General features: G+C 66.0%; 11 protein-coding genes. 3 read left to right on the forward strand and 8 right to left on the reverse strand.

Features of this window, described 5'->3' with window-relative positions; translation table 11 throughout:
* Positions 1-17: 17 nt before the first annotated feature.
* The 4 genes from PLZ73_07325 to PLZ73_07340 all read right to left on the reverse strand — a co-directional run bounded on the left by PLZ73_07325 (position 18) and on the right by PLZ73_07340 (position 4803).
* A complete protein-coding gene (locus PLZ73_07325; protein HOO77683.1) occupies positions 18-2450 on the reverse strand; it encodes a secretin N-terminal domain-containing protein in 2433 nt (810 codons plus the stop codon).
* Positions 2451-2529: 79 nt separating this feature from the next.
* Complete coding sequence (locus tag PLZ73_07330) at positions 2530-3483, reverse strand: hypothetical protein (GenBank protein ID HOO77684.1); 954 nt, start codon at positions 3481-3483, stop codon at positions 2530-2532.
* Positions 3480-4217 (reverse strand): hypothetical protein, encoded by a 738-nt coding sequence (locus tag PLZ73_07335; GenBank protein ID HOO77685.1) that lies wholly within the window; start codon positions 4215-4217, stop codon positions 3480-3482. The genes PLZ73_07330 and PLZ73_07335 overlap by 4 nt, the downstream gene beginning before the upstream one ends.
* Positions 4201-4803 (reverse strand): sigma-70 family RNA polymerase sigma factor, encoded by a 603-nt coding sequence (locus PLZ73_07340; GenBank protein ID HOO77686.1) that lies wholly within the window; start codon positions 4801-4803, stop codon positions 4201-4203. Before PLZ73_07340 ends, PLZ73_07335 begins: the two co-directional genes overlap by 17 nt.
* Positions 4804-4949: 146 nt before the next feature.
* Here PLZ73_07340 and PLZ73_07345 point away from each other — a divergent pair, with 146 nt between their 5' ends.
* The 3 genes from PLZ73_07345 to PLZ73_07355 all read left to right on the forward strand — a co-directional run bounded on the left by PLZ73_07345 (position 4950) and on the right by PLZ73_07355 (position 7927).
* Positions 4950-5579 (forward strand): Maf family protein, encoded by a 630-nt coding sequence (locus PLZ73_07345; GenBank protein ID HOO77687.1) that lies wholly within the window; start codon positions 4950-4952, stop codon positions 5577-5579.
* Between the two features lie 67 nt (positions 5580-5646).
* Positions 5647-6465, forward strand: a complete 819-nt coding sequence (locus PLZ73_07350; GenBank protein HOO77688.1) for a peptidylprolyl isomerase — start codon at positions 5647-5649, stop codon at positions 6463-6465.
* Position 6466: 1 nt separating this feature from the next.
* The gene (locus PLZ73_07355; GenBank protein ID HOO77689.1) at positions 6467-7927 is read left to right on the forward strand and encodes a matrixin family metalloprotease; all 1461 of its coding nucleotides are present in this window, start codon (positions 6467-6469) and stop codon (positions 7925-7927) included.
* Here PLZ73_07355 and PLZ73_07360 read toward each other — a convergent pair.
* The 4 genes from PLZ73_07360 to PLZ73_07375 form a co-directional block, all read right to left on the reverse strand.
* Positions 7921-8754 carry a M48 family metallopeptidase gene (locus PLZ73_07360; protein HOO77690.1) on the reverse strand — a complete coding sequence of 278 codons (834 nt, stop codon included), beginning with the start codon at positions 8752-8754 and terminating at the stop codon, positions 7921-7923. The two genes, PLZ73_07355 and PLZ73_07360, sit on opposite strands and share 7 nt — an antisense overlap.
* Positions 8751-10532: a hypothetical protein gene (locus PLZ73_07365; GenBank protein ID HOO77691.1), complete on the reverse strand. Its 1782-nt coding sequence runs from the start codon at positions 10530-10532 to the stop codon at positions 8751-8753. Before PLZ73_07365 ends, PLZ73_07360 begins: the two co-directional genes overlap by 4 nt.
* Before the next feature lie 90 nt (positions 10533-10622).
* Positions 10623-11360 (reverse strand): glycosyltransferase, encoded by a 738-nt coding sequence (locus PLZ73_07370; GenBank protein HOO77692.1) that lies wholly within the window; start codon positions 11358-11360, stop codon positions 10623-10625.
* Positions 11357-12355 (reverse strand): PAC2 family protein, encoded by a 999-nt coding sequence (locus PLZ73_07375; protein ID HOO77693.1) that lies wholly within the window; start codon positions 12353-12355, stop codon positions 11357-11359. Before PLZ73_07375 ends, PLZ73_07370 begins: the two co-directional genes overlap by 4 nt.

Here is a 12355-nt window from a genome sequence, read left to right on the forward strand (position 1 = left end):
GCCTTTCTCCCGCCGGCCTACTGGCGCAAGCGCGCGGTCCCCCGTTTCGTCTCTTCCTCGTCGGGGCGGCCGAAGGTTACCCGGGGCAGGTTGTTGAGGAACCCCAGGGCGCTCCCGGAATCGGTTTCGGCCGGAACCGCCTCCGGCGGTTTTTCTTCGGAAGCGGCCGTCTCCGGTGCCGGTTCCGCGGGGGCGGAAACTTCCTCCGGCGCCGGTTTCGCCTCGGAAACGGCGGCTTCCGGGGCCTCGCCCGCGGGGGGCGCGGCCTCCGATTTCTCCTCGTACGCGGCCGCGGGAGCGGGCTCTTCCTCCTCCCCGGCGGCCGCCCGTTCTTCCCGGAGGACCCGGTCGAAGAAGGCGGAACCGGAATTCTCTTCCCGGTAGATGCTCTTGAGTTCGTCGAGGCGCTCCTGCTGCTTGCGCCGCGCCTCTTCTTCCCGCAGCCGGGTCTCGTTTTCGTCCTCGGAGAGGCGCAGGTCGATATAGGGCATTTCGTGCCGTTTCATCGCGGTCAGATCGGCGATCTGCTGGGTGGTTTTGACCACCCGGGGCGTGATGAAGACCAGGAGGTTGCGCTTGGCGGTGGTGTTGGTCTCCCAGCGGAAGAGATATCCCAGCAGGGGGATGTCGCCGAGGAAGGGGATCTTGTCCTCGGTCTGGGTCTTTTCGTCCTGGATCAGGCCGGAGATCACGATGGTGTGGTTGTCCTTGACGATGACGTTGGTTTCGGTGATGCGCTTGTAGGTTTCCGGGGTCAGGTAGTACCCCGACACCGATTGACCGATGATCGACGAAATCTCCTGGCTGATCTCGAGCCGGACCATGCGGTCGCGGCTGATGTGGGGGGTGATCTTGAGTTTGATCCCCACGTCCTTATACTCGATGTCCTGATAATCGTTGTTGTTGTCGTTGCTGTTGATCTCGATCTTGCTCACGTAGGGGATGTTCTTGACCACTTCGATCGACGCTTCCTCGTTGTCCATGGTCAGGACCTGGGGAGTGGAGAGGATATCGACGTCCTGGTTGGTCTGAAGGGCATGGATGAGCACGGCCAGGTCGGGGATGCTGGTGCCGGTGCCCGCCATCTTCTGAACGAACCCCATGGTCCCCCCGGAAAGGCCGCTGGTGACGATGGCGGTGGGATCGGAGGCCTGAGCGGCGAGCATGGAGGAGAGGGCGTTCCCGCTGGAAGACCAGCTCGAACCTCCGTAGCCCTGGGCGTTGCTGCGGCCGGCGCCCATGGAAGAATAACCCTGCCCGGTGGGAAGCCCCTGGGTCTGCCCCTCGTTGCCGATCGACTGGATCTCGACGCCGAGTTCGAAGGACTTGTCGTAAGCGACTTCGGCGATCAGGACCTCGACCAGGACCTGGTCGCGCATGATGTCCAGCTGCTTGATGATGTTCTGCAGGGAGGCGTAATCCTCGGGGGTGGCGTCGATGATCAGGGAGTTGGTGGCCTTGTCTTCGCTGATGAGGGGGACGACCTCCCCTCCCGTGGTTTTGCGCTTGCCGATGACGTTGTTGAGGACCTTGGATATCTCTTCGGCGTCGGAGTTCCGGAGAAAATAAACGTGGATGTTGGTGCGTTCGGTTTCGACGTCGAGCTTCTTGATCAGTTCGATGACCTGGCGGGTGTCTTCGGAGTTGGCGAGGATGATCAGGGAGTTGGTCCGTTCGTCGGCGATGAGCTTGAGAGTCGATTCCGTGGGCTGCAGCTGCTGGCGGTTGCGGCGGCGGGGGGTGGGGGGCGTCCCCGGAACCGTTCCGGCTTCCTCGATGACCTGGGTCAGTTCCGCCGCCAGGGTCTCGGCGGCGGCGTAGCGCAGGGGCAACACCGTGATTCGGGTCTCGTAGCCGGGAACGTCGAGTTCCTTGATGATCTTGACCAGCCGGTGGATGTTGGAGGAAACGTCGGTCACGATCAGGGTGTTGGTCATGGGATAGGGGATGACGCTGGCCTCCTTGGAGAAGAGCGGCCCCAGGGCGGCCCGGACCTTCTCGACCTCGGCGTACTCCAGGGGAATGAGCTGCGTGATCAGGGTGTCTTCGGGCACGATCTGTTCCAGGTTGTCGCCGACCGCGGTCTGGATGTTCCTCTGGCTGCCCAGGCGCTTGGTCGAGACCTTGATCACTTTCCCCGAGGGGACGGCGGTGAACCCGCGCACTTCCAGGATCGATTCGAAGACCTTGTAGGCCTCGTCCAGGGGGATCATGGTGGGGGAGATGACGGTCACCGTGCCCCGGACGTCGTTGTCGACGATGAAGTTCTTCCCGGTCAGATCGCTGATGTACTTGATGACCAGCCGGATGTCGACGTTGTCGAAATCCATGCTGACCATGCCTTCGTCGTCCGCCGGCTGCTGCGCCCGGACCGGCCTCCCGGGAAAAGCCAGTCCCAGGAGGCAAAGAAGGAGGACGGGTAGTGTGCGGATTCCGTGGTTTTTTCTCATGCGGTTTCCCCTGCTCGATGTTGGCTCTGTAATCGGCTTCGTTTCCCGGGCCCGCGCGGGCGCCCGTTGCCGATTCGTTTCATTGCGTCGGATCCAGTTCCTGGTCCTGGACCAGATATTCCAATTGAACGTGCCGGTCCCCCCGGAGGACGTCGACGACCACCGTCTGCGCGTCCTGGATCTTGAGGAGGATGTCCATGGCTTCCTGTTTGCCGGTGATGGTCAACCCGTTGACTTCCTGGATCACGTCCCCCTCCCTCACCCCCAGCTTGTAGGCCAGGTGCTCCCGGGGCAGGACGACGATCTCGTAACCGGAGGCCGGCCCCCGGGTCCGCCCCTGGGGCGGATACCAGGGACGGCACCCCACCGTCCGCAGGGAGCCGATGACGTCGTCGGGGACCAGCCGGAAGTTCTCCCCCCCGCGGGCCAGCTTCTCCAGCATCTTCTCGTTGACCAGCTTCCACATCCCCCGGCGGCTGACCAGCCAGCGGTTCGGCCCCAGTTTCTTGAAGACCCGGGAAAAATGGAGCCGGTTTTCCGGGACCGGGATGTGGCCGATGAACGACGAGATCACGTGGCGGCGGCCGTTGTTCTCCAGGGTGACGTCGATGCGGTCGATTTCGACCACCCGCCAGCCCCGGATGACGTCGTCGAGGCGGTAGATCTTCTGGGTCTTGCTGGCCAGGTCCTCGATGATCGCCCAGCTGCGGCGGGGATCGTCGAAGACCGAGGTTCCCTTGAGTTCGAGGCGGGGCGGCGGCGCCGTCGGGGGCGGCGGGGTCGGGGGCGCTTTTTCCTCGGGCGGCTGGAACTTGGTCTGCCAGAGGTTGCGCGCGAGGATGGCGCCGTAGTAGCCGGGGCCGGGAGCCGAAGCTTCCCCCCCGGAGCCGCCGTCGTGCTCGTAGGTCACCGACGCGCCCACCTCGCCGGCGCGGGGCGGAACGACGATGGTCCAGATCAGATACCCCACGCCGGCGGCCAGGACGATCCCCAGGAAGTAATTGACGAAGCTGATGTAGCGGCGCGGTATCACTCCCCCCCCTCCGTCCCGGCGGCGGCCGAGGCCGCGCGCTCGCGGCGGACCCGCCGCGCCAGTTCGTCGACCTGGAACGCGGGGGGGAGCAGGACCGCTTCGCCCTCCCGCTTGCGGCCGGCATTGAGCAGGAACCGGAAATCGCCGTGGAGGTCCCTGACCAGCTCGCGGTAGCGGGACCCGGGGGAGAGCGTCCGGGTGAGGGAGAGGGCCCGCCCCTGAAGGTCGCGGGAAACGATGTCCTCCAGCAGTTCGTCCCAGGTCCCGTAGCCGCCGGCCTCCAACCGGTCCAGGACCTCCTCCACCTGCTCCAGGTAGTCGACCAGGACCGCGTCCGGGTCGCGGACGGGCGACGGGGAAAACGTCAGGGCCTCGGTGAAGGAGGGAGCCGGCCGGCGGACGAGGAAAAACCAGCCCGTCCCGGCCAGCACGACGACGGCGGCGGCCGCCGCCGCCACCCGCGCCAGGGGAAGAATCGGAAAGACCGGGGGCTTTTTAAGTTCCTGTTCCAGCCGCTCCACCACGGCGTGGTCGGCGGCGGGGGAGAACACGGGGGGAGCGGCGGGGAGAGACTCCCAGGCCCGGGAGAGTTCCTCGCGGTAAGCCCGGCAGCCGGGGCAGTCCTCGAGGTGCTCGCGGACCCGCTCGGAAAAGCAGTCGGGCCCCGCGATCCCCAGGATCCGGTCCCGCAGGAGTTCCCGCACGGATCGACAATTCTCAGGTTGTTTCTTCATTCCCTTCATCGAGGTAGCGGCTCAGGCGCAGGCGGAGGTGCTCCAGGGCGTAATGCAGCCGCGACCTCACCGTCCCCGGCGGGACTCCGGTAACTTCGGCGATTTCACGGTAGGTCAGCCCGTTGATGCGGTTCAAAACAACCACCTCGCGGTGCGCCGCGCTCAATTCCCGCAATTCCCGGTCCAGCATTTCCCGGAACTCGGCGGCGGCGGCCTCGTCGCCGGGGCCGGGCCCCGGATATTCCAGCAGGTCCCCGTGGGTCGTTCCTTCCTCCTCTTCGGACGTCAAAGGCGCGTCCAGGGACCAGGTCCGTTTGCGTTTCATGCTCCTCAATTCGTCGCGGCAACGGTTGGCGGCGATGGCATAGAGCCAGGTCTTGAATTTTTTCCCCGCCCGGAACTTCGGCGCTCCGCGAAACACCCGTATGAACGTATCCTGATAAGCCTCCTGGGCCCGGTGGTAGTCCCGGATCATTCCCACCATGAACGCCATCAGGGGATCCCGGTAGCGTCCCATCAGCTCTTCCAATGCGCCCGTGTCTCCGCCGGCGCAGCGTTCGATCAGTTTCTCGTCGGTTTCAATCATCTCTTACTACGCCCGAAGACGGCAACCGGTTCATCCCTGAAGAGAAGCGGGCGGGTTTTTCTTCCCTTCGCGAAGAAAATCAGTATCTTATGGCTTCAATCGGCTTTTGTTAATCTAATTATACCCGAACCGGAAAGGACTTCGTCATGACCAGTTCCTACCGACTGATCCTGGCCTCCGTCTCCCCCCGCCGCAATCAGCTTCTGCGGAGCGCGGGACTCCGCTTCGAGACCCGCCCGGCCCGGACCGACGAAGCGACCTTTCCCGGCCGGCCGGCCCGGACGGTGGAATACAACTCCCGTATCAAGGCCGAGGCCGTCGCGGAAACCGATCCCGGGGCGATCGTCATCGGCTCCGACACCGTGGTCTTCCGCCGGGAGATTCTGGGGAAACCCGCCGACCTCCGGGAAGCCCGGCGGATGCTGGCCGAACTGGGGGGCAAAAGCCACAGCGTCTTCACCGGGGTGACCGTGATCTTCCCCCGTCCCCGGGAAACGGTCACGGGTTGCAGCGAAAGCCGGGTCCGGTTCAAGCCCCTCGACGACGAGACCATCGACCGTTACTTCGCCCTGGTCGATCCGCTGGACAAGGCCGGGGCCTACGCCGTTCAGGAGCACGGCGAACTCCTCATCGACCGGGTCGAGGGCTCCTACTCGACCGTGATCGGGCTCCCCCTGGAGTCCCTGGTCTCGATTCTCGAACGACACCCCGGATCGGGCCTTCCCGCCGACGGACTGAAACGGCTGGTCGCCGAACTGGGCAACCCCTTCGGCTGACCCGAACTCCGGGGGAAGGCGGAAAGAGGCATGACTTGAAGCCGACGTTCGAAGGATATCGCGAACAATGACGCCGCAGGCGATCGCGGGGCTGGCGGCGGCGGCGCTCGTCGCGGCGGCGGCGGGCCGCGCCGCGGAGTATCGGGACGGGACGTTCTTCGGAATGGCCCGTGACCAATCCTCGAAAACCTCGATCAAGCTTGAGGTGACGGTTCGACAGGGCAGAATCCGCGACATCGTCTTTCTGCAAACGCCTTCGTATCGGAAAAACCAGGCCGAAGCCGAGTTGATGCGCCAGCGGATCCTGGCGTCCCAGGAGACCGGCGTCCTTGCCACCGCCATGACCACCGCCCCTTCGCGCCTGGTCCGGGAAGCGGTCGCGGACGCGCTCTCCCGCGCGGACCCGGCGCCCGAGGCGTGGAGCGGGCCCGCGGAAACCGGCCCGAGAATCGAAATCGACACCACGCTGGGAACCATGGAAGCGGTCCTCTACCCGGCCCTGGCGCCCCTGACGTCGGAGAAGTTCCTTGCCCTCGTCCGGGAAGGATATTATGATAAATGGATAGTGCGAAAGACGATCGCCCGGACCCTGCTCCAGGTCGCTCCCGGAACCGGGAGCCGGGTGGAGGGGGGAGTTCAGGCACTGGAGCCGCCGGCCGCGGGGGCCGGTTTCGATCGGGTGGGAATGATCGGAATATCGCGCGACGAGGTCCCGGGGTTCGTGGTCAACGCCGCCAGGGCGCCGTGGTTGGACGGGCAGTACGTGATCGTGGGAAGAATAACCCGAGGGTTCAAGATCATCGCCGAGATCGCCTTGAACGGGGGGACCCTCGGGGAAAACACGGAGATAACGAGCATCCGCCCGGCCGGGGCCGCGCGGGATTGAGATGAAAGCACGGGCCATCATCGCAGGGATTCTGGCGGGAACGCTCGGGGGCGCCGCGGCGGTTCCGGGGTTCACCGTGAAAACCGGCGAAAACGGCGGATTCGCCCATTGGGGCGACGGCGGCGGCACCATATTCTACGAAGTGGCGGACCCAACCGAGGCGATCGGAGACCGGGAACTGAACCGTATCGAAACCGCCTTCCAGACCTGGGCCGCGCCTGCTCACGGAACCGTCCGTTTCGTCTTCACCGGCCGCACCCGCAGGCCGCGGGCCGAAAAAGACGACCGCAACCTCCTGGTCTGGCGGAAAGATTGGCCCTACGGGGCCGACAACCTGGCGATGACCACCACCTGGATGAACCCGGAAACCGCCGCCATCGACGAAGTGGACATCGAGTTCAACGCCCGCGACTACGACTGGACGGACGGCGGACCGGTCGATCTTCTCACCGTCGCCCTCCACGAAATCGGCCACCTGCTCGGCCTCGGACATTCCTTCTACGCCGAAGCGGCGATGCACGACTCCCTGCCGCCGGAACATCCGATCAAGCGGACGCTGAGCCGCGACGACCTCGACGCCGTGGCGTTTCTCTACCCGGTGCGGAACTGTCATTTCTCGGTCTATCCCCTCGCCCCCGCCCGCCGGAGCCGGGCCGAGGTCTCCCGGCTCCCCGGGCCCGGCTCACCGTCCTTTCAGCGTTCGATCGCCCTGGCCGCCGTCGACGCCGACCGCGACGGCGTCGTCGACCAGGTCGCGGCGGCTTGGAACGGCGCCAATGGGCGCCCCCGGTTCGAAGTCCGGGATTTCCGGCCCGACGGCCCCGGCCGTTATCCCCTGGTCCTGGGGCCCGTCGCTCCTCCCGAACTGAAGGGAGTGCGGGCCTTGGCCGGGGTCGACCTCGACGGCGACGGTTTTGTCGCCGAACTGGCCGCCGTCACCGGCGACGGGGAACGGGAGACGGTGCGGTTCTTCGATCTTCTCGATCCGGCCGGGGGCCCGGCGGCCGAACTCGATCTGGGACGTTCCCCCGCCTGCAACGTGGTGGGGATCGCCGCTCTCAACGTCCCCGGGGAAGCGGCGCTGGCGATCCTGCGGGCCGAGCGCGACGGTTTCCTGCTGGAAATCGTCCCCCTTCCGGACCCCGGCGAAAAACGGCGCGCGGAACCGACCGCCAGCCTGCGCCTTCCCGGCTTCGGGAACGGTTCGCGTCTGCTGGGGATAGCTTCATCCCCCGACGCCGACGTCCGGGAACTGCTCTTTCTGGAGTACTCGCCGGAAGACGGCGCCTGGATACACGGTTTCGACCTGGAAAGGGATCTTTCGGGAGCCGTGACGGACCTTTCCTATAATTCGTCGTTCCCCGCCGGGGAAGAATCCGGCGCCCTGCTCTACCGGATGGCGGTGATGGATCCCGACCGCGACGGCTGGGCCGACGAGCTGGTCATCCTCGGCGTTCACTGATCTTCCCGGGCGGGAGCGCCTAGCTCCAGATACGAACAGGCTTCGGGCAGAAACCGCTCGATCTCCCGGATCCGGTCGGCGGTGGCGGGGTGGGTGGCCAAAAACTCCGGAGGTTCGGTCCCGGGGGCACGCATCATCCTCTTCCAGAAAGGGACCGCCTCCCGGGGATCGTATCCGGCCCGGGCGGTCAGGATGAGGCCGATCCGGTCGGCCTCGTACTCCTGGGTGCGGCTGTAGGGCAGAAGAATGCCGATCCTGCTTCCGAGGCCGTACGCGGCCAGGGCCAGCGCCCGGGTGGTCTCCGGCTCGTCCTCCAGAGCCGCGGCGAGGGCGACGGCCCCCATTTCCGCCAGGAGCAGCTGGCTGAGGCGCTCGTTGCCGTGGCCGGCGATGGCGTGCGCGATCTCGTGACCGATAACCACCGCCAGGCCGTCGACGTTTTCGGTGTAGGGCAGTATCCCGGTATAGACGGCGATCTTGCCCCCCGGAAGACACCAGGCGTTGGCGGTCTCGTCGTCCTCGATGAGGGTGAACCTCCATTGATATCCGGCGATCCGTTCCCCGTAGCCGAGTTCGCGCAGGAAATCCTCGGCGGCGGCGGCCAGGCGCTTGCCCACCCTTCTCACCTGCCCCGAAGCCCGGGGGTCCGTGGAGATCTCCGACTGGGAGAGAATCTCCCGGTAGGACGCGATCCCCAGCCGTTGCACCTCGTCGTCGGAGAAAAGGCTGAGCTGGCTGCGGCCGGTGTGGGGGACGGTGGCGCAGCCGATAAGCGCGGCGGCCATGGATGCCGCCGCCGGAAAAAGCGACCGGGCGAGACGGTTCACGGGAAAACCGCTCCTTCCCCGGCGGGGCGGACCCGGAAAACGCGCGCCCCCACCCCTTCGCCCGGGTCGAAACGTTCGGCGATCGGATAGAAGCTCGTCAACGAGGCCGGTTCGTAATTAAGCCGGTACAGCAGGGTTTTTTTCAGATCGCTCAGTTTCCGGATGTGAGCGGGCTGGGGGCCGATGACGGTATTGCCCCGAATGGCGAAGCGGTCGTGGAGAGGGTCGACCGCCGTCACCGCGAAACAACGGGTGTTGATTTCGAGAAGATCGACTCCGCGCTCCCGCAACCGCCTCCAGGCCGAATCCTCGTCCAACCAATATACCCGGTTGACGTCCACGTCGATCCGTTCGGGGGTGGTCAAGGGCCGCAGGGAAGTCACGGCCCGGATGAAGAAACCCTGATTCCACGGGGCGAAAATCACCTCTCCCGGGCGGGTGAGGGGCGCCAGGCTCCGATAGAGTTCATATTCCACCTGGGAGCTGCTGGTTCCGGCCGTGCTCCAGCACCAGAACGCGGACAACGCCGCCGGGACCAGAAACCACGCGTACCGCCAGGCGCGGCGGGGCAGGAAGAAAAACCAGACCCAGACCGGCGCGGCGGCCGCCTGGATGCGGGTGGCCCACAGCGACGCCAGGGAAGGCCCGCCCGCGAAGAAAACGGCTGCGAAGGGCATCTCCAGCCCCAGGAAGGAGGCCGCGGACGGTGCCAGCAGGTTGAGGGCGACGAAACCCAGACCGGCGGCGGCCGCGGCCAGACCGGGACCGAGACCGATGCCGGCCAGGGCGACGCCGGCCAGGGCGGCCAGGGCCGGATCGAGAAGACGCGCACCCCGGTTGACCGCGAAGGCGACGGCGGCGGCGGTGAGCGCCACCACCGCGGGGAAAAACTCCCGGCGGGCGGCGGAGCGGTACAGGCCCCAGGGAACCAGGAAAAGAAAGAGCCCGTAGCGGTTCCACAGCCCGTTGGGCGGGAAAGGCTGAAGGTCACCCACCCCGATCCTCACCTGGGCGGCGAGGTCGATGCCGCGGACCCGGGCGGCCAGGGGGGCCAGCCATTCCAGAAGGCGGGCCTGAAAGAGCAGCCCGAGCCCGGCCAGGAGCAGGACCAGGCCGGCGAAATACAGAAACGGACCGAAGCGGCGGCGAGAAGACCGTCCCAGGGCGCGCGCGGGAACGTACAAAAGCGCCGCCAGAAGCCCCCCGGCCGCCAACGGCCCCACCATGAGGCCGGCCCCGAGCGCAAGCACCGCGGTCGCCCCCCAGAAGAGCCGGCTCCCGCCCCGTTCCCAGGCGGCGACGGCCCCCAAAAACACGAGGGTCAGTGGCAGCCCGGCCAGGTCGTGGGAGAAGTTGGCCAGGCAGAGGGTGAGCGGAGCGGGAAGAAAGGCGAAAACCAGGCCCGCCCACCACCCCGACTCCCTCCCGGCGCAGCGGCCGACCCACACCGCCACCAGCAGCGCCGTCAGGGAAGACAGGAGCACGCCGGTCAGAACCACGGCGGCATAGAGGGGGGCTCCTCCGAAAAACAGCCCGGGAAACCGCAGCAGCCAGAACGTCGGATCGAACGGAGAGAGACGCTCGCTTCCCCCGGCCACGCCGTAATAGTACCAAATCTCGATCAGATGAGACGCCTGCCAGCCGTTGCGCAGAAAGAAAGCCGCGTTGAGAACGGCGCGGACGGCGAAAGCGGCCGCGAAGACGGTCCACCAAGGGAACCGCCTATCGTCATCCGGCCGTTCGAGCCCGGGAAACGCTGTCGGATTCGTCTTCTTCATGGTCCGGACGGCGCCGGCATCCGGGCGCCGGGGCGCTCCCGGCGCCCGGATGCCAGTATACCAGAGAATGACCCGCGCGCGGGCACGGGCTCATCGGGGAAAATCGTAGAAAAACCGGTCCGCCAACCGGTCCGCTCCCCCCCTCAACGCCGCCCCGACCAGCCAGGGGCGGCGAAGCAGGTACCAATCGCCGAAATAATCGAACTTGCGGCAGGAGGTGGTGATAAAGGCCCGGTACAGGGTCCGGAATCTTCGGCCGGTGCGACGGCCGTGGGCGCGCAGCCGACGGGCAAAGTCGATATCCTCGCCTACGCGGCGACCGGGATCGAAACCGCCCACGGCTTCGAAATCGCGGCGGCGGCACCAGAACAGACCCGCCGAAAGCCCGATCGGGACCGAACAGTAGATGAGAAGCCCGGTCAGCGCGATTCCCAGGGAAAGCCGTTCGGGCCGGATCATGACGCCGCCCCCGACGCACCGGGGGTTTCGCAACTTCCGTTCGATCTCGGAGAGCATGTTGTCGGACATGACGCTGTCGGCATCGACGGTCACCAGGATCTTCCCGCGGGCGAGACGGGCCCCGGCGTTGCGGACCAGGGAAAGGTTCCGGGCGTTTTCGACCGCCACCTGCGCTCCTCGGGCCCGGGCGATCTCCCCGGTCCCGTCGGTGCACCGGTTGCAGACCACGATGGTTTCCACCGCGCCCGGGCAGGCGCGCGAGGCGCGGGCGGTGGCATCGAGGCAGGCGCCGATCCGCTCGCTCTCGTCCCGGGCGGGAACCACAACGGAAAAAAGAGGCGCGAAGGTTTGTGCGGGAACGGCCGTCAATTATCCCGAGGCTCGCCGCCGGGCCTGAAGAGGTCGAGGAAACGGTCCTCGTATTCCTCGTAGATTCCCCAGTGATCGAGTTCGGCCTTGAGGTGAGCCGCCAGGGCCAGATCCCGTTCCACCTGCTTGAACAGCTCCTCGATCCGGGCGATTACTTCCCCCGGCACCGGCTCGTCCTCGTCCCATTCCTCGTCGTCGGAATAGGCCAAACCTTCCTCCCCCTCATCCATTTCCTCGAAATCCTCGTCGTCCATGGGCATCAACGAGGCCATGGTCTCCTGGGCTTTCTTCCCCATTTCCGCCACTTCCTGATCGAAACGGACGATCGCTTCTTCGAACCCCCCGGCTCCGAAGGGCAGGTTGAGAAACTTGGTCAGAACCTGAAGCAGCGTCCTGGACGTGCGGGGGTTTTCGAAATTGATCGTATAATAGGGGACTTCCCCCAGAAGACACATGCCGGGCAGGTTTTCCCGGGCGGCGGCGCCCAGGAGGAGGCCGTTCAGCCCGCTGATCTGCCCGGTCTTGAGCAGGCGCATTCCCGCCTGGCGCAGGTGGTCGCGGAGTTCGGGGCTGTTGGCCACCCCCCAGAAACCGGGGGTCTCCCGATGCTGGATGGGGCTGGGAGCGGCGGCGAAGGTTATGATCCGGTACACCCCCATCCGCCGGGCCAGGCCGATCGCTTCGGCGGCCATCCGGGCCTGATGGGAAACGTCGGGCTGGGCGTCCCCGGAGAGGAGGATGAGGTCACCCCCGGAATAAACGTTCTTCCAAAAATAAAAATTGGTTTCCGGAAGGTTGGGGACACGGGCCAGACCGGCATCGACCTCGATGCTGTTGGGGGCGAAATAGTCCTCGGCGTGAACGTAGGCAAAACGCTCAGCTCCCAGAACCTCGATCAGATACGAGACGATCTGGGAGGCCACGTACCCCATCCCCGGCCATGCGGCCAGGAGTTGGGGGTGCTTGAGACGAGGATTTTTCAGATAAGTGATCAT

The sequence above is a fragment of the bacterium genome (genome assembly GCA_035380285.1).
GTDB lineage: Bacteria > Auribacterota > Erginobacteria > Erginobacterales > DAOSXE01 > DAOSXE01.